General features: G+C 59.8%; 17 protein-coding genes. 9 read left to right on the top strand and 8 right to left on the bottom strand.

Annotated features, from left to right (window positions below):
- Positions 1–11 precede the first annotated feature (11 nt).
- On the bottom strand, positions 12–1451 hold the full coding sequence (locus tag AAAX75_RS02100; RefSeq protein WP_349090931.1) for a PLP-dependent aminotransferase family protein: 1440 nt from the start codon (positions 1449–1451) through the stop codon (positions 12–14).
- A gap of 145 nt (positions 1452–1596) precedes the next feature.
- Here AAAX75_RS02100 and pdxS point away from each other — a divergent pair, with 145 nt between their 5' ends.
- Both pdxS and pdxT read left to right on the top strand, forming a co-directional pair.
- Positions 1597–2487, top strand: coding sequence for a pyridoxal 5'-phosphate synthase lyase subunit PdxS (gene pdxS / locus AAAX75_RS02095; protein WP_022094325.1), 891 nt, complete (start codon positions 1597–1599; stop codon positions 2485–2487).
- A gap of 20 nt (positions 2488–2507) precedes the next feature.
- On the top strand, positions 2508–3095 hold the full coding sequence (gene pdxT, locus AAAX75_RS02090; RefSeq protein ID WP_349090930.1) for a pyridoxal 5'-phosphate synthase glutaminase subunit PdxT: 588 nt from the start codon (positions 2508–2510) through the stop codon (positions 3093–3095).
- A gap of 223 nt (positions 3096–3318) precedes the next feature.
- Here the strand turns inward: pdxT and AAAX75_RS02085 are convergent, their stop codons facing one another.
- On the bottom strand, positions 3319–4230 hold the full coding sequence (locus tag AAAX75_RS02085; protein WP_349090929.1) for a hypothetical protein: 912 nt from the start codon (positions 4228–4230) through the stop codon (positions 3319–3321).
- Positions 4231–4382: 152 nt separating this feature from the next.
- The gene (locus tag AAAX75_RS02080; RefSeq protein ID WP_349090928.1) at positions 4383–5798 is read right to left on the bottom strand and encodes an MFS transporter; all 1416 of its coding nucleotides are present in this window, start codon (positions 5796–5798) and stop codon (positions 4383–4385) included.
- Positions 5799–6002: 204 nt separating this feature from the next.
- Between AAAX75_RS02080 and AAAX75_RS02075 the strand changes: the two genes are divergently transcribed.
- A complete protein-coding gene (locus AAAX75_RS02075; RefSeq protein ID WP_055286616.1) occupies positions 6003–6413 on the top strand; it encodes a peptide deformylase in 411 nt (136 codons plus the stop codon).
- Positions 6414–6487: 74 nt separating this feature from the next.
- Here the strand turns inward: AAAX75_RS02075 and AAAX75_RS02070 are convergent, their stop codons facing one another.
- Together AAAX75_RS02070 and AAAX75_RS02065 are read right to left on the bottom strand one after the other, a co-directional pair.
- Complete coding sequence (locus tag AAAX75_RS02070) at positions 6488–7969, bottom strand: aminotransferase class I/II-fold pyridoxal phosphate-dependent enzyme (protein ID WP_349090974.1); 1482 nt, start codon at positions 7967–7969, stop codon at positions 6488–6490.
- Positions 7970–8170: 201 nt separating this feature from the next.
- On the bottom strand, positions 8171–9028 hold the full coding sequence (locus AAAX75_RS02065) for a LysR family transcriptional regulator (protein ID WP_349090927.1): 858 nt from the start codon (positions 9026–9028) through the stop codon (positions 8171–8173).
- Between the two features lie 118 nt (positions 9029–9146).
- On the opposite strand from AAAX75_RS02065, the gene AAAX75_RS02060 reads away from it, so the two are divergent.
- Both AAAX75_RS02060 and AAAX75_RS02055 read left to right on the top strand, forming a co-directional pair.
- Positions 9147–10058 carry a DMT family transporter gene (locus AAAX75_RS02060; RefSeq protein WP_349090926.1) on the top strand — a complete coding sequence of 304 codons (912 nt, stop codon included), beginning with the start codon at positions 9147–9149 and terminating at the stop codon, positions 10056–10058.
- Positions 10059–10197: 139 nt separating this feature from the next.
- Positions 10198–12447 carry a KUP/HAK/KT family potassium transporter gene (locus tag AAAX75_RS02055; protein WP_349090925.1) on the top strand — a complete coding sequence of 750 codons (2250 nt, stop codon included), beginning with the start codon at positions 10198–10200 and terminating at the stop codon, positions 12445–12447.
- Between the two features lie 79 nt (positions 12448–12526).
- Here the strand turns inward: AAAX75_RS02055 and bsh are convergent, their stop codons facing one another.
- A complete protein-coding gene (bsh, locus tag AAAX75_RS02050) occupies positions 12527–13492 on the bottom strand; it encodes a choloylglycine hydrolase (RefSeq protein ID WP_035137018.1) in 966 nt (321 codons plus the stop codon).
- A gap of 135 nt (positions 13493–13627) precedes the next feature.
- On the bottom strand, positions 13628–14047 hold the full coding sequence (locus tag AAAX75_RS02045; protein ID WP_022094377.1) for a peptide deformylase: 420 nt from the start codon (positions 14045–14047) through the stop codon (positions 13628–13630).
- A gap of 193 nt (positions 14048–14240) precedes the next feature.
- Between AAAX75_RS02045 and AAAX75_RS02040 the strand changes: the two genes are divergently transcribed.
- The 4 genes from AAAX75_RS02040 (at position 14241) to AAAX75_RS02025 (ending at position 20388) form a co-directional block, all read left to right on the top strand.
- Positions 14241–15551 carry an NCS2 family permease gene (locus AAAX75_RS02040; protein ID WP_349090924.1) on the top strand — a complete coding sequence of 437 codons (1311 nt, stop codon included), beginning with the start codon at positions 14241–14243 and terminating at the stop codon, positions 15549–15551.
- Between the two features lie 207 nt (positions 15552–15758).
- Positions 15759–17531: an LPXTG cell wall anchor domain-containing protein gene (locus AAAX75_RS02035; protein ID WP_349090923.1), complete on the top strand. Its 1773-nt coding sequence runs from the start codon at positions 15759–15761 to the stop codon at positions 17529–17531.
- A 271-nt stretch (positions 17532–17802) separates the two neighbouring features.
- The gene (locus tag AAAX75_RS02030; RefSeq protein WP_349090922.1) at positions 17803–19515 is read left to right on the top strand and encodes a hypothetical protein; all 1713 of its coding nucleotides are present in this window, start codon (positions 17803–17805) and stop codon (positions 19513–19515) included.
- 207 nt (positions 19516–19722) lie between these two features.
- Positions 19723–20388, top strand: coding sequence for an alpha/beta hydrolase-fold protein (locus AAAX75_RS02025; protein WP_349090921.1), 666 nt, complete (start codon positions 19723–19725; stop codon positions 20386–20388).
- A 61-nt stretch (positions 20389–20449) separates the two neighbouring features.
- Here the strand turns inward: AAAX75_RS02025 and AAAX75_RS02020 are convergent, their stop codons facing one another.
- A complete protein-coding gene (locus tag AAAX75_RS02020; protein ID WP_349090920.1) occupies positions 20450–21784 on the bottom strand; it encodes a uracil-xanthine permease family protein in 1335 nt (444 codons plus the stop codon).
- Positions 21785–21795 lie beyond the last annotated feature (11 nt).

Genomic DNA, 21795 nt, shown 5'->3' with positions numbered 1-21795 from the left:
GTTCCAAAGGTCTACTCACTTAGGTTGCAGAGTGCTCCCATTAGCTGCAATTCCAAGGTATTAAGCACTTTTGGACTCAAATCGTCATACTGAACAAGAATTTGACTTGAGTTTTCAGGGACAGATGCGCCATCGGCACACCAATAGCAGTCACTGACATCGACGAACGGGATACCCGAGCGCGTGAGGGCCCGCACAAAAGAGCTTCCACCCGCTCCGCGCTCTGCAGCCACGGTGCAGTAAAGGCCTGCGTCTGCATGTTCAATCGAGACCTCCCCCGCCGGAAACGCTTTCCGTACAAGCGACGCCAGGCCATCGCGCGCCTCGCGAGCACGCACGCGCACACGGTTCACATACCGCTCATAATCACCCGATTCCAGCAAGCGAGCCAAAGCGACTTGGTCAACAGAACTCACCGATGAGGCGTAAAAACCAAGGTTGCGCCTAAACCGCTCCATTAGCTCATCGGGCAACACCATGTACGCTAGACGCAACGCCGATGACAGGCTCTTCGAAAACGTGTTGGTGTAGATAACCGACTGAGCGGCATCGATTGACGCGAGCGTGGGAATCGGTTTGCCGGCAAGGCGAAACTCACAATCAAAGTCATCTTCGATGAGATACCGACCTGGTCGCTCGGCGGCCCAGCTCAGCAGCGCGTAGCGACGTGCAATGCTCGTCACAAGGCCGGTCGGATACTGATGGGACGGCATCAGGTGAAGGACATCGGTCCCGCTTTTCTGCAGAGTGCTCAAGTCCACGCCCTCATCATCCAACGGGATATGTCGAACTTTGCAGCCCATAGCCTGATAGATGCGCGTCAGGCGTAAATAGCCCGGATCCTCAACGGCATACACCTTGTCGGCTCCAAGCAGCTGAACCAACATGGTATCGAGCAGCTGGGCGCCCGCACCGATAACAATGTTATCGGAATTGACATTCATACCCCTTGTCCCGCGCAGATGGCGAGCAATTGCGCGTCGTAGCCGAGCGGTGCCCTGTGCCGGTGCGGGCGAAAAGATCTCGCGCTCGTCTTCGGATGCCAGCGTCGCCCGCAGTGCGCTTTGCCAAAGCCGCGCCGCCTCCAAAGCGGAAGGAGAGAGCGCGTCGAATCGCTCGACCTGTCCGTTGACATCATGCGCGCTGGGGCCCACAGAGACGGCATCTCGGTCGATGTTCCCCGTAGCCAAAGGCAAAACCGGTGCATCCGGAAGCTCGCAAGCGTAGTAGCCACGACGCGGCATTGAGCAAATATAGCCCTCGGCAAGTAACTGGCTATATGCATTTTCGATAGTAATGACACTGATTCCCAGATGACTGGCAAAGGCGCGCTTAGACGGCAAATGCTCCCCCGCCGCAATGCGTCCAGCAACAATATCGTCTCGAATTTGCTGGTAAACATACTCATAGAGCGATGCTTCGCCGCGTTTTTCCAAATTGTAGTCAAGCATGAGCCTATCACCTGACCTTATTAAGCCATTCAATCTGGTATTAGTCTGACCTTGTTATTATCTCGAAAACTGAGTATTTCGCCATACCCAGCTCCCCGATAGGATGTTCCGTCAAGCAATGCACATGCCAACCAAGGGAGCAACCATGGCAGAACAGACCAGCAAGGCCGATCGCGTCAAACTCAATCGCGAGCTCGCGCAGATGCTCAAGGGCGGCGTCATCATGGACGTCACCACGCCCGAGCAGGCGCGCATCGCCGAAGAGGCAGGCGCCTGCGCCGTCATGGCACTCGAGCGCATCCCGGCCGATATCCGTGCCGCAGGCGGCGTCTCGCGCATGAGTGACCCCAAGATGATCAAGGGCATTCAAGAGGCCGTCTCCATCCCCGTCATGGCCAAATGCCGCATCGGTCATATCGTCGAGGCTCAGGTCCTTCAGGCTATCGAGATCGACTACATCGATGAGTCCGAGGTTCTCTCCCCCGCCGACGATGTCTACCACATCGACAAGACCCAGTTTGACGTCCCGTTTGTCTGCGGCGCCCGCGATCTGGGCGAGGCGTTGCGCCGTGTTGCCGAGGGTGCCACGATGATTCGCACCAAGGGCGAGCCGGGCACGGGCGACGTCGTCCAGGCTGTGCGCCATATGCGCAAGATCCAAAAGCAGATCCGCGACGTTGTTGCCCTGCGCGACGACGAGCTCTTTGAGGCAGCCAAGCAACTGCAGGTTCCGGTCGAGCTGGTGCGCGAGGTCCATGCCACGGGTAAGCTTCCCGTCGTGAACTTTGCCGCCGGCGGCGTAGCGACCCCCGCCGACGCCGCGCTGATGATGCAGCTGGGCGCCGAAGGCGTCTTTGTGGGCTCGGGCATCTTTAAGAGCGGCGACCCCGCCAAGCGCGCAGCCGCCATCGTCAAGGCCGTGGCAAACTTCACCGATGCCAAGCTCATCGCTGAGCTTTCGGAGGACCTGGGCGAGGCCATGGTGGGCATCAACGCCGACGAGATCGAGATCATCATGGAGGAGCGCGGGCGCTAGTCCGGCAGAAAGGATCGCACATGAGCGATTATGCAGACCAGACGGTCGCCGTGCTGGCGGTCCAAGGCGCTTTTGCCGAGCACGAGGCAAGACTATCCGAGCTTGGCGCACACTGTATTGAGCTGAGGCAGGCGGCCGATTTGCAGCAGGACTTTGACCGTCTAGTACTTCCCGGCGGCGAGTCTACCGTTCAAGGGAAGCTGCTTGATGAGTTGGACATGCTCGAGGAGCTTCGCACCCACATTGTTGAAGGCATGCCCGTCCTTGGCACCTGCGCCGGCTTGATTCTATTGGCGCGCGATCTTGCCGCACACGACGATAAGGGAACGCCGCGCCTAGCAACCATGAACGTACTCGTTGAGCGCAACGCTTATGGCAGACAGCTCGGCAGTTTTCGCACCAAGGGCCAGGTGTCCGGCATCGACGGTGAAGTGCCATTAACATTTATCCGTGCACCCCGCATCGTCGAAGTGCACGGCAATGCCAAGGCCTTAGCGAAAGTCGACGGCCGTATCGTCGCCGCCCGTCAGGGCAACCAGCTCGGCGTAACCTTCCACCCCGAGCTCGACGACGACACGCGCCTCCACGAGCTCTTCCTCCAAATGTAGGCAGAAAACAAACGAGCGTGGATTTTCGGACGCATAGCAAATGATCCCTTGGGGATGCCGATGTTTTGGTACCGACAGCGAGCGCCCACCAGAGCGAACAAATTGACATGAAAAGAGGACGGCATAGACCTTCTGGTCATGCCGTCCTCTTTGAATGACAAGTTGTCGCTCTGGTGGGCGCGCAGCGTCAACTAGTTACGCGGTTCGTAGAACCGCGTAACCCCTAGAAGCGGTTGCCGCGGAAGCCGCCGCCGTTGCGGCCGCCGCGGTCGCCACCGCGACCGCCGCGGTCGCCACCACGGTTGCCGCCAAAGCCGCCACGGTTGCCGCCGCGGTCGCCATAGCCACCACGGTTGCCACCAAAGCCGCCCCGACCGCCACGGTCGCCGCCACGGTCACCAAAGCCGCCACGGCCACCACGATCGCCACCGCGACCCCCACGGTCGCCGCCACGGCCACCACGATCGCCAAAGCCGCCGCGACCGCCACGGTCGCCGCCACGGCCGCCACGGTCGTCACGGCCGCCGCGAGGACCGCGGTCCTCGTCCAGGCCCATAGCGACGAGCGGAGCAATAACCTTATCGAGAGCGGCCATCAGCTCGGTGGCCTCCTCGTAAGAAAGCTCGGGCAGGAGCTTCTCCTTCTTGTTGGCAAGCTCGACCAGGCCCTCAGCGGCATCCTCGGCGGCGAAGACGACGATCTTGCGCATATCGCCCTCGGCGTCGTCGATGCGGCCGACCAGATCGGCAGCCTCGGCCTCGGCCATCAGGCCATCGAGCTCACGGAGGCGCATGCCCAGCAGGTCAGACATTTCCTTCTGCTCCATCTTGGGCTTGAGGTCAAGAAGCTTGATGGCGCGCTCGATGTTCGCCATGCGCTCGGCCTTGGCCTCCTCCTCCTTGGAAATAGCAAAGCGACGGCTACGCAGCAGGCGGGCGGCCTTCTGCATCTTGTCCATCAGCTCTTCGTCATCGTAATCAACGGCGGCCTCGACAACCTCGGCCTCCTCCTCGGCGGAAACCTCGTCAGCAGCCTCAACCTCGGCAGCTTCGGTCTCCACGGTCTCGACTGCCTCGACCTCGGCAGCCATGGTCTCGTTCTCGGTCTCGTTCATGATCTCTTCGTTCTCGGACATGAGACTCCTTCTTGGCCCTCTCGGGCATCATCGCCCCATTCGCGGGGCCCGTCGCGCACTCTTTGCGCTTTAAACAATCATGCCTCTCGGCAAAACGTCCATTAGTTTATGGTGTCGCCATCCAATCTAGCTGCAGAATCTATGTGCACACATTAATGCGACATGTGCGACTCGCGACGAGCGTACACCAGCGACGCCACAAACCCGACCACGGCAATTACAGCCGCCACACGCACGGCAGTTGCAAATCCAATCGCCTGGGCAACGTCCGTCGCAACGCCAGCGGCACCGGCAGTCGCCGCAGAGCTCGAGAGCAGGCCGATAAACAGCGACGGGCCAAGCGATGCGGCAATCATGTTCCACGTGTTGAGCAATGCCGTTCCGTGAGGATGTTCAGCGGCAGGCAGCGTCTCCAAGCCGGCCGTTTGCGAGGGGCTCAGCACCAAACCGACTCCGGCATACACCACAACGGTCAGCGCCACGACGACGCCGATGTTCATGCTTGCCGCCGTCATCGATATGGCAGTCTGTCCCACGGCAATCAGGGCAAAGCCGACCGGCAGCAGCGGCCATGCGCCGCGGGCGTCCATCACGCGTCCGCCTACAATCGAGGTCACGGCGTTGCAGGCAATCGCCGGCAAAATGAGCAAGCCCGCAATAAGTGCGGTCATGCCGTATGCACCCTCAAAATAGAGCGGCAACAAAACGCTCATCGAGAACGTCGTCATCATCGACACCACCACAAGCAGGCACGCAGGCCAAAAACGAACGCTCGCCATGGGACGCACGTTAAGCACCGGATGCTCGAGATTGAGCTGGCGGGCCGCAAACAGGCCGAGCAGCACAATGGCGGCGAAGAGCGTCACGATGCCGGTAATCAAATCGGTCGAGAACTCGCCTACGGAATACACAAAAGCCGTAACGCCGGCGGCGAGCAAAACAACCGACAGAATATCAAGCGTGGTGTTCGAGCGCTCTCCGACATTCTGAACATGCTTTACGCCCGCCGCAGCGACCACAATACCGCCCACCAGCGGTACTACGAACACCGCCCTCCAGCCAAACAACGTGCACATTAGACCACTGATCACGGGTCCAAACGCCGGCCCCAGCGTAATGCAGGCGCCGCCCAGGCTCAGGTAGAGACCGAGCTTCTCACGCGGGGCGCAAGACAGCACCACGTCCATCATGAGCGGGAACAAGATGCCCGATCCCGCGGCCTGCAAAATACGGCTTGGCAGCAAAACGCTAAACGACGGAGCGAACAGGCACAGGACTTCGCCGGCGACCATGCATCCGCATGCGAAAAACAGCAGCTTGCGCGTCGAGAATCGGCCGGACAGGAAGGCCATGATGGCCGTAAAGATCGACGTCACGATCATGTAGCCCGAAACGAGCCACTGCGCCGTGGTGGCACTCACCAAAAAGGCTGCCATAATGTCGTGCAACGCCACGTTAATGATGTTCTCGTTAAACGCGGCAACAAAGGCTGCAATATACATTACGACGAGAATTGCCGCAGTGGCCGATGGCGGTGCTTGAACTTGTTGCTGAGATTTGCTCCCCATGCATTTCCTTCCTCTTGGAACGACAGTCGCATCGCCCCAGAGGAACAGTCCAGGGCGAAAATGAGCCCTAGACTTACGCCAGACGCCGTACACGACGAGTCTGGCAACATGGTCCAACGTCGAAAGATTGTAACGCGAACGCGCAGCTTTCCTTCCGCGCTATTATTAAAAGTCCACGAAAGCATGAGACATGAGGAGCCCGCCATGATTAAGCCCATCATGAAATCCGAGTTCTTTTTGCGCCTGCCTTCCGAAGACGCGGGACCCGACGATGCCGCGACCGGGCAGGACCTCCTGGATACGCTCCACGAGCATGAGCACGAGTGCGTGGGTCTCGCCGCCAACATGATCGGCGTGCGCAAACGCATCATCTGCGTAAAGGACGGCAACAGGACGCTCCTGATGTACAACCCTCAAATTCTTGAGCAGGTCAATGCCTATCAGACGAGCGAAGGATGTCTCTCGCTGATCGGCGAGCGTCCCTGCACCCGCTATCGCCGCATTAAGGTGGAGTATTTGGACGAGAACTTCGTCCACCGCATCAAAAACTTCTCGGGCTACACCGCCGAAATCATCCAGCACGAAATCGACCACTGCAACGGAATCGTTATTTAGTTCCACCGATTCAAGAAAGCTCCCTGCAGCCAAGCAACTGCAGGGAGCTTTCGATTGTATGGAGCCTCTATCCCTTAGCTCTGGCGGTAATGATCGAAGAAGTCGGCGAGGTCGTCGAGGGACTCTTTGAGCACTTCCATGCGCGGCAGGTACACGATACGGAAGTGGTCGGGCTCGCCCCAGTTAAAGCCGCCGCCGCGCGTGATCAGGATCTTCTTCTCGTGCAGCAGGTCGAGGGCAAACTGCTCGTCATCGGTGATGTTGAACTTCTTAACATCCATCTTGGGGAAGATATAGAACGCCGCGCGCGGCTTGACCACCGAGATGCCATCGATCTTGTTGAGTGCCTCATACACAAAGTTGCGCTGCTCGTAGACACGACCGCCGGGGCGGATGTAGTCGTTGACCGACTGATGGCCGCCGAGCGCCGTCTGGACGATCGACTGGGCTGGCACGTTGGAGCACAGGCGCATATTAGAGAGCATGTTGACGCCCATGATGAAGTCGCTCATGCATCGCTGGTTGCCCGAAAGCACCATCCAGCCAATGCGATAGCCCGCGATCATATGCGACTTGGACAGGCCGCTAAACGTAATGCAAGGCAGGTCGGGGGCGAGCGAGGCAATGGAGACATGCTCGTAGCCGTCCATGCACAGGCGGTCATAGATCTCGTCGGCAAAAATCATGAGCTGGTGCCTGCGCGCAATCTCAACGATGCCCTCGAGCACCTCACGCGGATAGACAGAGCCCGTGGGGTTGTTGGGGTTGATGATGACGAGAGCCTTGGTCGCGCTCGTGATCTTGGACTCCATATCCTCCAGGTCAGGATACCAATCCGCCTGCTCATCACACAAATAATGTACGGGATGACCGCCGGCAAGGGTTGCGCACGCCGTCCAGAGCGGATAGTCGGGGCTGGGGATCAGAATCTCGTCGCCATTGTCGAGCAGTGCGTTCATCGAAAGCTGAATGAGTTCGGACACGCCGTTGCCCGTGTAGATGTGCTCCATCTGAACATTGGGCAGGCCCTTGATCTGCGAGTACTGCATAATCGCCTTGCGTGCAGAGAACAGGCCGCGCGAGTTGGAATAGCCTTCGCAGTCGGGCAGCTGCTGACGCATATCCTTAATGACCTCATCGGGCGTACGGAAACCAAAGGGCGCGGGGTTGCCGATGTTGAGCTTGAGAATACGCTCGCCCTCGTCCTCCATACGGGCGGCCTCGTCGACGACGGGACCGCGCACGTCATACAGGACGTTCTCGAGTTTGGTGGATTTAGAAAAAGTACGCATGATGGTGCTCCTTGGAATTTGAGCTGAGGGATGGAGTTCTGGCTTGGAATCGTTGCGAGGCGATGATGTCTCACCTTGATCGGCGTCACCGGCAAGCAGCCAGGTAACATCGACCTCCAAAATGCGGGCGAGCAGCTCTGCCACATCGCGCCGCGGAATCGTCTTGCCACTCACATATTGGCTCATCTGACTCTTGCCGAGTTTTTTGCCGAGCATCTCCGATGCGCGGATTACGTCCGACTGGCGTACGTCGCGATCGGACATGGTCTGTCGCAGGCGATCGCAAAACGTCTCTTGGGCCACAGGAACCTCCTTGCTGGCAAAGTTCAATTTATAGAACACAAATTGAACCTGAGTTCAATTTAGGCAGCAGTATAGCGCGGCGCATTATCTGAAAGTTCAATTTCACAAGAAAATGTACCGAGCCTCGAGAATTGTCCCAAAGTAGACAACGGGTACGCGCTTTTAGAGATATTCAAGGAAACGAGCCGCCGCAAGCGAAACGTCAGCGGTGCGGTATATGGCGTTGATCTGCCGATGAGGATGTCCCTCGAGCGGGCGCACGGCAACATCGAACTGGCAGCGGCGCAAGATGAGCGCCGGAAGAATGCTCACGCCCAGGCCGTCCTCGACCATGGCCATAATCGCATAGTCATCCCAGGTCGACAGCTTAGAGCGCACCGCCAGGCCCGCACGGCGAAACAGCGGCGTAATCTCGTCGTCGCTACCGCGTTCCAGCAGAATAAACTGCTCGTTGGCCAAATCGGCAAGGGAAACGACCTCCGCGGTGGCAAGCGAGGAGCCCGCTGGCACCACGGCCATCAGCTCGTCTTGCACCAACGGCCGCGACGCCACGCCGACGCCGCGTGGCTCACGCGGAATAAAACCCAGGTCGCAGCGGCCTTCCGCCACCCATTGCTCAATCTCGGAGTAATCACCCATCAGCAGCTCGTAATCGACATCCGGGTGATCGGCGCGAAACAGCGCGATCACCGGTGGCAGTACATGGGTCGCCACACTCGAAAACGTACCGATACAGATCTTGCCACGCATGAGCCCTCGCATCTCGTCCACGCGTCGCTGCAGGCGGCCAAACTCTTCGCATAACGCCTCGACTGCCGGCATCACCTGCCGCCCGTCGGCAGAAAGCACCACGCCCTCGCGACTGCGGTCGAGCACCTTAAAGCCCCAATCGGCTTCAAGATCGGCCACCATGCGGCTCACGCCCGACTGCGAGTAGCTCAGGCGCTCGGCAGCACGCGTAAAGCTTCCGGCGCGCACGGTCTCCAGCAGCACCTGCATCTTTTGAATATTCGTTTCCACGACACGCCTCCACCCTTGCATGAGTTTTTTTCATGTTTGCCATGCATTATATTCGCTTTTCTTCTAAAGCCAGTTCACCCATAGTGAACATGCTCGGATATAGAGGGGATGTCAGCGCATGAACAACGGACTGTTTACGTACCTAGCAGCATTGCTATTGTTTGGCTCCAACGGCATCATCGCCGCTGCCATCGCGCTACCGAGCTCCGATATCGTGCTCCTGCGCACGTTTTTGGGCGCACTCTCGCTTGTCACCGTCCTCGCCAGCACCCAACGCCATAAGTTGCAGGCGCCATCTCGCCCCCGCGAAGCCGCAGCCCTCCTCCTCTCGGGAGCCGCGCTGGGCGCCAGCTGGATTTTTCTGTTCCGCGCCTACCAGACGATCGGCGTCGGCATATCCTCGCTGCTGTACTACTGCGGCCCCATCATCGTTATGGCGCTCTCCCCGCTCATCTTTGGCGAAAAGCTGACCGGCGGTAAAATTACCGGCTTCATAGCCGTCGCCTGCGGCGCCTTCCTCATCGCGGCCCAAGGCCTCGGCGGCAATATGCCCATCGCGGGCATCGTGTGCGGCATCGCCTCGGCCTTCTGCTACGCGTTGATGGTCGTTGCCAGCAAGGGAGCGCCACATATCAAAGGTCTCGAGAACTCCACGCTCCAGGTGAGTGCCGCCTTTGTAACCGCGTTGATCCTTACGCTCTTCACGCAAGGTGCCCCCTCGTTCCTCTCCCCCAGCATTGCCGCCGGCATCGATTGGCGCGCCGTTGCCATGCTCGGCATTGTCAACACCGGCATCGGTTGCCTGCTCTACTTTAGCGCCGTCGCCAAGCTGCCCGTGCAGACCGTCGCCGTCGTCGGCTACCTTGAGCCGCTTTCGGCCGTCGTGTTCTCGGCCGTCCTTTTGGGCGAAACCATAACACCGGTCCGCCTGATGGGCGCCGCGCTGATCATCGGCGGCGCGATCTTTTGCGAAGTCGCCGGCAAACGCGCAAACACCAAGGCTGGCATCGCCCAGACAGCACGTGCTTAATAGCCCCTGCTCTGAAATACCACCTGCGTATATGAATAATCCCCAGATGGGGATTATTGTCTAAAACACCCCGATGTGCCAAACTGCTCTTATATGTATAAAGATGGCATAAAGGTCTACCGCTCTTTGCAGAGGCCAGATGTCCAAGGGAGTCCACGTGGCACAGAACAAGCTGGAGGCAAGCCTCCAAGACCAGCGTAGTCAAGGCGGGCATGGAGCCATTCCCCTCTCCGCTGGCATGCTGCTCGTAACGCTCGGCGTCGTCTACGGTGACATCGGCACGAGCCCCATGTACACCATGAAATCAATCGTCGCCAACAACGGCGGCATCGGCACCGTCAGCGAGGACATGATCCTGGGCGCGCTTTCGCTCGTCATCTGGACCATGACGCTCGTGACCACGGTCAAGTACGTGCTGATTGCCATGAATGCAGACAACCACAACGAAGGCGGCATCTTCGCCCTGTTCAGCCTCGTGCGCAAGGTGGCGCCATGGCTGATTCTGCCCGCCATGATCGGCGGCGCGGCACTGCTCGCCGACGGCATCCTCACCCCCGCGGTCACGGTCACCACAGCCATTGAGGGCCTGCGTACCATCGAGTGGGGCCACGCACTATTGGGTGACGGTCAGACCAATGTGATCATCATCACCATCATCATTATCTGCGGTCTGTTTGCCATGCAGCGCGCCGGCACCTCGTCAATCGGCAAGCTGTTCGGCCCGCTTATGACGCTATGGTTCCTGTTCCTGGCGGGCGCCGGCCTGTTCAACATGCTCGGCAACCTGTCCATCCTACGCGCGCTCAACCCCATCCGCGGCATCATGTTCTTGTTCTCGCCCATCAACCACTCGGGCATCATGGTGCTTGGCTTCGTCTTCCTTTCGACGACCGGCGCCGAGGCGCTCTATTCGGACATGGGTCACGTGGGCAAGGCTAACATTTACGCATCCTGGCCGTTCGTAAAGGCGGCCCTCATCCTTAACTATCTGGGTCAGGGCGCTTGGCTGCTCGCCAACAACTCCAATCCCCAGATGCTCGCGATGGATATCGTCAACCCGTTCTATATGATGCTCCCCGAACCCCTGCGCCCCTTTGCCATCGTGCTTTCGGCCGTGGCGGCCATCATCGCCTCGCAGGCGCTCATCACCGGCTCGTTCTCGCTGGTATCCGAGGCAACCCGTCTCAACCTCATGCCGCACCTGCGCATCCACTACCCCAGCGACACCAAGGGCCAGCTCTATATTCCGCTCGTCAACAACATCATGTGGGTCGGCTGCATCTTCATCGTGCTGCTGTTCCAAAACTCCGAGCGCATGGAGAGCGCCTACGGCCTCGCCATTACCGTGACCATGCTCATGACCACGACGCTTTTGACGAGCTACATCGCCGGCATCCTCAAGCACAAGCTGGGCGCCTGCGTCTTCGCCCTGCTCTTTGGTGCCATTGAGCTGTGCTTCTTCGCTTCGTGCCTCACCATGTTCTTTGACGGCGGCTACGTCATGATCTTCCTGGCCGCATTGCTGTTCGGCCTTATGTACGTGTGGCGCCGCGGCACCGCCATCGAGCGCACGCAGACGATACTGCTGCCCGTCTCCAAGTACATCGACCAGCTCAATCGCCTGCGCAATGACGAGACCTACCCCGTGCTCGCCGACAATCTGGTGTTCCTTACCAACAGCCCCGACCCGCTCACGCTCGACCGCGACGTGCTCTACTCCATCTTGGATAAGCATCCCAAGCGCGCCAAGGCATATTGGTTCATCAACGTACACGTTACCGACGAGCCCTATACGCACGAGTATTCCGTTGAGACCTTTGGCACGGACTTCCTGTTCCGCGTGCGCTTGGACCTGGGCTTTAAGGTCAACCAGCGCATCAACGCCTACCTGCGCCAAATCGTTGGCGACCTGATGGCATCGGGTGAGTTGCCGCCGCAACATCACACCTATTCCATCTACGAGACACGCGGCAACGTAGGCGACTTCCGTTTTTGCATGCTGCGCAAGATGCTTGCTCCCGAGACGGACATCAACCGCAACGACCATCGCGTCATGGCCATCAAGTACGCCGTCCGCCGCGCCTGCGGAAGCCCGGCACGTTGGTACGGTCTCGAGAACTCGGCCATCATCATCGAGTACGTGCCGCTGTTTGCCCGCATGCGCCCGGCCGTTAAGCTCGTGCGTACCCAGGTGCCGCTCGAGGTTCAGATCGAAGAAGCCGAGGAAATGGAAGTCGATATCTTCTCGGACGACTTGGTCAACGGCAACGAGGCCGGTAGGGACATGAACGTCGATCCCACCGAGCTGCTCGAGAGCGTCGCCGATACGCCCGAACAGCAACAGCTCGACGGCCTCGAGAACGAACAACTCAACGACGCCAACTTCTAGCGACGTCACAAATCAACGACAGCGGCCCTGCACCTCACGAGAGACGCAGGGCCGCTTTGCATTGCAGTAAAGCTATCGGCTACGAACGGCGCGGCTCGGGAACCACGAGCCTATCGGGGCTCGCGCCCTCGGCATCCATCAGGCTCACGTAGCGAATCGACGGATCCCCATACATCGCGTAGTAATAATTGCCCGTGCGCGCGCTAAAGCATCCGGTGTAGATAGTCTTCTCGAACTTGCCATCGCCCATCCTGGACGCCCCCTCAATCATCACCACGCCCTCGAGCGAGCGGAACATGCGAACGACGTTTTCGGTCTCGCTCTCCTTTTGCGGGTAATTGGCATTGAGGTACGCCGCCTTTACAAAACGGCTCGGCGAATAGCAATCGCCCGGAATGCCGCGCATGCCGGCACCGGCTCCATAGGGCTTAAGCTCGGCGCCACGCCACGTCGCCGTTTGCGGAAAATCGCTTGTGGCGGTGATATAGGTGCGCAGGTTTTCCATGTGCCACGGGAAGGTCGGCTGGTTGGCAAGGGTGTCGACCGGATCGTCGTATACATGAAGGCCGTCAGCCATCATCTCGACCACGATGCTGCGCTGGCTGTCGCCGATAATCCAATGGAGCAGCGACACGCCCAGCCCCTCTCCGGCAGATTTGGCGACAATCACCGTATCGCGCAGCGCGGCCTCGACCTCGTCGACCGTCGAGAACGTCGCTGCCACCCACAGGGGAAACTCATAGGCCGCGATATTGGTCTTGCCGTCGACAGGGTCCTCGGCATACTCGGCATAACCCGGGAAATTGAGACCCGCCACGGCGAGGCCCGCATCGTTGCCGCAATCGAAGAACATAGGGTAGTTCCTGTAATCGATGCACATACCGATCACCGCGTGCGCCGCTGTCGCGTCGTCGATAAACGAATACGGAATGTGAAACCCGCGCGGCATCACGCGAACCTGTTGGCCGTAGTCAAAGCTCCAGTCGAGATTGCGGCCCAGATACATGTGGCCAGAATTATCGGTAAATCGAATGCTCGTGCACATGGCGCCTCCTAGCTTTACGTTCTTTCTTTCTAAGCTTATTGTCACCAATCAAAGAGGCGCTAAACACAAAAGCCCGGACATGACAACAACGTCATGCCCGGGCCAAAAGAGACGAAGTGCGGTGCTGTAGTCACCCTAGACAAGTTTACCTTGGCAGTGGTCGATCATATGCTGGATCATCTGTGCCTCAAAGCCCGCGTAGTCGCGGCGGCACTCCTTCATCTTGCCGTCGACGATCTGGTCAAAGGCAACCTTGCACTTGATATAGCGCGTGGACTTGGTGACCTCCTCGTGCGTCAGGCAACTCTCCTCCATCTTGCTGGCGCCCAGGCCAAACACCAGACGGGGGTTGTAGAGCACGTGGGGCTCGCCGGCGTCGTCCAGATAGACGCAAACCTTCTTGGTAACGCCAATCTGGTTAGCGGCAAGGCAGCCGGCATCGTCGAGCGACTTGATGGTATCGATCAGGTCCTGAGCAACCGACTCGTCCTCGACGGTCGCAACCTCGCAACGCTGGGACAGGATAGCCTCGTCGTGGCAAAGCTCTTTAATCATACGTTCCTCCATAGGGGTCGTTGTAACCGCTTAAGTATACGGTACCCACACATTTTCATGCGAAAAATACCGTCCGTCTGCTACAAAGCGCCGAACATCAACATGCGAGGAACAACAGCGTCGTATAGGGGCTATAGTAGTTGAGTTCGTGTCAATCGGCCTAAACTCGGGGCCGAACAAGGAAAGGGTATGCATGGACGAACTTTTTCACGTCAGTGAGCGCAAGTCCACAATCGGGACCGAACTCCGCGCTGGACTGACAACATTCCTGGCGATGGCCTACATCATCGCCGTCAACCCCGCGGTGCTCTCGGGCGCTGGCATCGATGCGGGAGCGCTCGCCTGCGCCACCTGCCTGGGCGCCGGCATCATGACCATCTGCATGGGCATCTTCGCCAACCGCCCGCTCGCCTGCGCGTCGGGCTTAGGCGTCAACGCGATGATCGCCGGAATCACCACCACCGTCTGCGGCGGTGACTGGCACGTGGCCATGAGCGTCATCTTCCTCGAGGGCGTCGTCATCTTGCTGCTCGTGCTTTGTGGCCTGCGCGAGGCCATCATGGACGCCATCCCGGTTGTCCTGCGTCACGCCATCTCGGTGGGTCTGGGCCTGTTCATCGCCATGATTGGCCTGTGCGATGCCGGCATTATCACCGCTGGCGCCGGTACGCTCGTCGGCCTGGGCGACATCACCTCCCCCACCTTTATCGTCGGTATCATCTCCATCGTCGTGACGGTTGCCCTAGCTTCCCGCAACGTGCCGGGCTCGCTGCTCATCGGCATCGTCGTCGCCGTCATCGCCGGTATCCCCCTAGGTGTGACCCAGGCTCCGACCGGTATCATCGCCCCGCTCGACTTCTCGAGCATCGGTGGCCCCATCGCCGACGCCGGCGGCGTGCCTGCCATCGTCAAGGTCCTTACCGACCCCGCGCTCCTCGTCATCTCGTTCTCGCTGCTCATGAGTGACTTCTTCGACACCATGGGCACCGCGATGGCCGTGGCCAAGCAGGGCGAGTTCCTCACCGACGACGGCAACGTCGAGAATATCAAGGAGATCCTGATCGTCGACTCCGCCGCCGCTGCTGTGGGCGGTTTCATGGGTGTCTCCTCCATCACCACCTTCGTCGAGTCCACTTCCGGCGCCGCCGACGGTGGCCGCACGGGCCTCACCTCCGTCACCACCGGCGTGCTGTTCATTCTCGCTGCGTTCTTCTCCCCCATCGTCACCATCGTTTCCAGCGCCGCCACCTGCGGCGCTCTGGTCTACGTCGGCTACCTCATGATGAGCGAGGCCTCCGAGATCGACTGGTCCGACGTGTCGCAGGGTTTCCCGGCGTTCATGATTGTCGCCGGCGTGCCCTTCACCTACTCCATCTCTGCCGGCATCGGCCTGGGCTTTATCGCTTACGTGGTCGTCGCGCTCTTTAAGGGCGAGGCCTCCAAGATCAAGCCGCTCATGTGGATCGCAGCCCTTGCCTTCCTCGTCTACTTCTTCGTGGCGTAGCGGCAAAGCTGCCAAAGCAGAACACCAAAGCGCGGAGTCGCATCGAGCGGCTCCGCGCTTTTCTTTTAAAGCCAGGCAACGCACGGACGCGCGATGTATTGCTTCCCAAGTTTTGGACATTTTGCCCTCCAAACGGCACTACCGCCGGTTACATCCTGCAGATATGCTGGGCGTAATCGCATAGGCCCTATGAGGATGGGAGTAACCATGGCCGCCTTGTTCACGACCCCCAAGCGCAATGACAAAACCTCTGGAGCCCATTTTGTCGAGCCCGACGTGCGCCGTCGCACGCTGCTCGCACACGGCAGTTGGCGTCGCGTGACGCGCCGCACCGTTGTAGGCGCCGTATGCGCGCTTACGGTGAGCTCGCTGCTCATGCCGAGCGTCTCGCTCGCGGCCGAGTGGGTGGACGTCGGCGGTACCCAGTACAACGCCAGCACCGCGGCAGGCGACGAGGCCGGCACCTGGAGCTGGGACGGCGCCGACGATATGAAGCTCAACGGCTATGACGGCGGCGCGATCGAGGCAGCGGGCAAACTCAACGTGAGCTACGAGGGCAACAACACCGTCACTAACGGCGACGGCCGCGGCATCAAGGTTAAGGATGGCGCGAACGAGAACGCCGAGCTTAATATTCAGGGCGACGCGTCCAGCACGCTCAACGTGACATCTTCTCGTGACGCCATCACTTCCGTCGGCAACATCAACATCGACGGCGCTGGCACTGTCAACGCCACGAGCACCGAGCACGATGCCATCGATGCCGGGGGCGATGTCACCATCAAGGGCTCGGGAAACGTTAACGCCACGGGCGATTCGGATGGCATCAGGGCCGACGGCAACATCACGATCGACAACAGCGGAACCGTCACCGCCAAGGCCACCGAGGATCAGGGTATCGATGCTAACGAGAACCTCATCATAAAGGGCGGCGGCAAGGTAGAGGCAAGCTCTATCAAAGACAATGCGATTTGGGCCGACGGCAACATCGAGATCTCGGGTGGCAGCCAGGTCAAGGCAAGCTCCGAGGAAGACACCGCCATCGACGGTAAAAACAGCCTCACGGTCACGAACGCTTCCCTCAACGCAAGTGGCGTTGGGTATGGCATCTATGTCTACAAGGGCATCACGCTCGATAGCGCGACCGTGACGGTCCGCGCAAGCTCAGATGGCGGGGAAGTCAGCGCACTCTTCACCGATGAGGACGACATCGTCATCAAGAACGGCTCGACTGTGGATGCGCTCGCAGAAGGCAGGTTCTCGGTTGCAATCTCCACCAGTAATTTCTACTCCGACGAAGCGGGTGGCCATATCTACATCAGTGACTCCGTTGTCAAGGCCATAGCCCGCTATGCCGAGACCGGCGGCGACGGCCCCGATCACTACAGCAACGACCAAAGCGGCGCGGTCATTCCCGAGCATAGGGGCGTGAACATCGGCATCTTTGCCCGGACCGAGGAGGGCATCACGCCCGCGACCATCTCGATTGTCCGCAGTAAGGTCACAGCTGAGGGAGACACGGCGGCAATCTTCGCCCTTGCCATGAGCGCGGACGGCAAGGCGATTGGCACCATCGAGATCAAGGACGCCATCATCCAGACGCCTGCAGGCGGCAAAGTCATTGACTATCGCAACAAGGAAGAGCTCAGCGACGGCATCTCCTACGAGGCAGGTCAAACCATCGGCACGGGCGACGCTGTGATCGACTCCCCCTATAACGAAGCTGTCGCCAAGAGCACGGTCATCGCGCCTCCCGAGGAGATCAAACCCGAGGAAAAGCCCGGCGAGACCAAGCCCGAGGGTTCCAAGTCCGAGGGCACGAAGACGACCAAGACCGTTGCAGTTGCAGCCACGGGAGCCAAGACCACCGGCAAGCTCGCGGCAACCGGCGACGCCTCGAACGCAGCCATCGTGGCAGCCGCCCTTGCAGGAACAGCCGCCATCGCCGCGGGCGCCGTGGTGAGCCGCAAGCGCTCGTAAACACTTTTTCGCACGGGACGGGTGGATCGCGGCCCTTGCCTTCCTCGTCTACTTCTTCGTAGCGTAAGGGCAAGGCTGCAAAAGCTGAACAATAAAGCGCGGAGTCGCCATGCGGCCCCGCGCTTTTCTTTTAGCGCCGGTCCCTGCGCCGGCGTGCGGCCTATTTCTCCCCCATTTTGGCCATTTTGCCCTCCAAACGGCACTACCGCCGGCAACATCCAGCAGATACGCTGAATCTAGTCGTATAGGCCCTATGAGAACGGGAGCAACCATGGCAGCCTTGTTCACGACCCCCAAACGCAATGACACTACCGCCGGAACCCATGTTGCCGAACCCGACGTTCGCCGTCGCATAGGACTCGCGCACGGCAGCTGGCGCCGCGTGACGCGCCGCATCGTCGCGGGCGCCGTGTGCGCGCTCACGGTGAGCTCGCTGCTCATGCCGAGCGTCTCGCTCGCAGCGGAATGGGTCAAGGTCGGCGGCAACAAGTACAACACCGCGGCGAGCGACGAGGCCGGTACCTGGTCGTGGGACGGCGCCGACGACTTGAAGCTCAACAACTATAACGGCGGCGAGATCCAGGCCGCAGGCAAGCTCAACGTGAATTACTCGGGAACCAACATCGTCACTGCCGAATGGATCGAAAGCATCAACGTTTCTCATGGCACTAACGAGAATGCCGAGCTCAATATCCAAGGCGGCGAGGGCGGCACGCTCAGCGTGACATCTACTGAGGACGCTATCCTCTCCACGGGTAATATCAACATCGACGGAGCCGGATCCGTCAACGCCACGAGCACTGGGTTTGATGCCATCAATGCCGGAGGTGATCTCGCTATCAAAGGTTCGGGCAACGTCAACGCCACGGGTGCATCGGATGGCATCAGGGCAAACGGCAATATCACGATTGACGACAGCGGAGCCGTCACCGCCAGGGCTACCAAGGACAAGGGTATTGGAGCCGACAAGAACCTCACCATCAAGGGTGGCGGGACGGTCAAGGCAAGCTCCGAGAAAGATGCTGCCGTCGAGGCCAAGGGCAGCCTCGCAGCCACAAACGCCTCCCTCAACGTAAACGGTGTTGAATATGGCGTCTATGCCCACAAGGGCATCACCCTCGATCATGCAAACGTGACGGTCCGTGCAAGTAAAGGCAGATACGGTGGCGCCAACGCCCTCTTCACCTACCAGGACGACATCGTCGTCAAGAACGGCTCCACCGTGGACGCGTTTGCGGAAGGCGAGGTTTCGGCTGCATTCTCCACCAGAAACGATCGACCCAACGAGAAGGGCGGCCACATCTACATCAGCGACTCCGTTGTCAAGGCCATAGCCCGCTATGTCGAGAACGGCGACGGCCCCATCCCCTACAGCGAAAACCAAGATGGCGAGACGAGGCGCGAACCCCAAGGCGAGAACATCGGCATCATCGCCCAGACCAGCGAGGGCGTCACACCCGCAGTCATCTCGATCATCCGCAGCAAGGTAACGGCCGAAGGAGATACAGCGGCAATCTTTGCCCGTGCCATGAGCGCTGACGGCAAGACAATCGGCACCATCAAGATTGAGAACGCCGCCATCCAGACGCCCGAAGGCGGCAAGGTCATTGACTATCGCAAGCTCCGTGACGGCATCTACGAGGCAGGCCAAGCCATCGGCACGGGCGACGCCACGGTCGACTCCCTCTATATCAAAGCAGTCGCCAAAAGTACGACCATCGCACCTCCCGAGGTAGCCAAGCCGGAAGACCCCAAGCCCGACGAGACCAAGCCCGCAGAAAGCAAGCCCACGGAGTCCAAGCAGAACCCCAAGCCTGAGGGCTCAAAGCCGACCAAGGCTGTTGCGGCTTCAACCACGAAAGCCAAGACTACCGGCGTGCTCGCGGCAACCGGCGACACCTCGGGTGCGGCCATCGTGGCAACCGTCCTTGCGGGAACAGCCGCTATCGCCGCAGGCACCATGGCGAGCCGTAAGCGTTCTTAAACGCCTCTGCGCACATGGCAGCTCCCGCGAAGGCCCCGAGCCCCAGCACCGTTTAACAACGCCACCGCCGAGCTCCCCTCCGGCGGTGGCGTTTTCCATATGCGTCCGCAGGGGATGCACGAGATTGTCTTTGGTCTAGCCCAACCGGCATACGCTGGCGTGCGACAATTGGGGCTGCCGATATCACAACACTGAGAGAAGCCCGTCATGGAAGCGCATCAAAAGCAGATAACCGTTTATTCGAATCATACGGAAAGCGCGCCTGTCATCTACCTTCCTGTGGTCGTGGGCGACGGCAGCGAGGTTTATAAGTGTTGCCGAGAGCTCGACTGTCCGCCATTCGCCCTCGTCACCATTGGCGGGCTCGATTGGAATCGCGAGCTGAGCCCCTGGGCATGCGACGGGACCGTACGCGATGCCGAGCCTTTCGGCGGCCAAGCTGCCGATTTTCTTGATGAGCTGCTGAATCAGATAATCCCCCAGGTCGAGTCGTCGCTTCCTCAGCCGCCCACCCGGCGCTGCATTGCCGGTTACTCGCTCGCGGGCCTCTTCGCACTCTGGTCCCTCTGGCAAACCGACGCCTTTGACCGCGCCGCGAGCGTATCGGGGTCGCTATGGTTTCCCGACTTTGTCGACCGTGCCAGCACGGCCCCTTTTGCCGGCAGCCCGCAAGCCGTCTACCTGTCACTCGGCAAAAAGGAAACCAAGACGCCCAACCGCATGATGCGGCATGTACTCGACGACACACGCGCGATGGAAACGTTGCTCGTCGAGCGCGGCATTCCAACAACGCTGGAGCTCAACCCCGGCAATCACTTTGCCCAAACCGACTTACGCATGGCCCGCGGCATCCACTGGATACTGACACATTAAAAATGGTGCCCACACGCATATACGCATGGGCACCATATCTTGTTTTAGCTGAACGCAGCTGCTACTCAGCAGCCTCCTCAAGCTCGGAGACATCAAACTCAAAGTCGTTACCCGGCAGGATGGCGTTGAGCACAATGCCCACCAGTGAGCCCACGGCAATGCCGGACAGCGAAATGGTCACGCCGCCCAGCTCCAACACGATGGCGCCGGCGGTGCTGTACGCGATGCCGAGCGAAAGCACGAGCACCAGCGCGGCAACCAGCACGTTGCGGTTGTTCTGGAAATCGACCTGGTTCTCGATGAGGTTGCGGACGCCCACAGCGCTGATCATGCCGTAGAGCACGAGCGACACACCGCCGATCACACACGCCGGCATGGCCGCAATGACAGCCGCGAACTTGGGGCAGAACGAAAGCACGATGGCGCAACACGCGGCAATTCGAATTACGCGCGGGTCGAACACGCGCGTCAGGGCGAGCACGCCGGTGTTCTCACCATACGTAGTGTTGGCCGGAGCGCCAAAGAGCGAAGCCAGAATCGTGGCAAGGCCGTCGCCGAGCAGCGTGCGATGCAGACCGGGATCGGCAATGTAGTTGCGCTCGCAAGTCGAACCGATAGCAGAGATATCGCCGATATGCTCGATCATGGTCGCGAAGGCCAGCGGCATGATGGTGATGATGGCCGTCGTGGCAAGACCGCTATCGAACTGCGGCCCAAAGAGTGCAAACACGGTGTTGTCCCACACGATGGGCAGACCGACCCACGGAGCGGCGGCAACGCCCGAGAAATCAACCTCGCCGAGCGCAGCCGCAACGGCATAGCTCACCACAACGCCCAGCAGAATTGGCACGATCTTGACCATGCCACGGCCCCAGATGTTGCAGATGACGATCACTGCCACGGCGATAACGGCGACGAGCCAATTGGTCTGGCAGTTGGCAATGGCGGAGCTTGCCAGGATCAGACCGATGGAAATGACGATGGGGCCCGTCACCACCGGCGGGAAGAAGCGCATGACGCGCTTGGCACCAAACGCACGGAAGAGCGCCGCCAGCACCGGGTAGAGCAATCCGGCGCAGGCAACGCCCAGACAAGCGTAAGGCAATAACTCGGCCTCGCCGTTGGGCGCGATGGCGGCATAACCGGCAATAAAGGCAAACGATGAGCCCAAAAATGCCGGCACCTTACCGCGCGACAGGAAGTGGAACAGCAGCGTGCCCAAGCCGGCAAACAAAAGCGTTGCCGATACCGAGAGGCCGGTGAGCACGGGCACCAGCACGGTGGCGCCAAACATGGCAAACAGGTGCTGTAGGCCGAGCAGGAACATGCGCGGGCGGCCGAGCGACGATGCGTCGTAGATGGCATCGCTGACGGCGGGCGTCGAGGACTGGGACATGGATGTCCTTT

The organism is Collinsella sp. CLA-ER-H7 (assembly GCF_040092345.1).
Taxonomy (GTDB): Bacteria; Actinomycetota; Coriobacteriia; order Coriobacteriales; family Coriobacteriaceae; genus Collinsella.
This window is presented reverse-complemented; position numbering and strand designations above follow the sequence as displayed.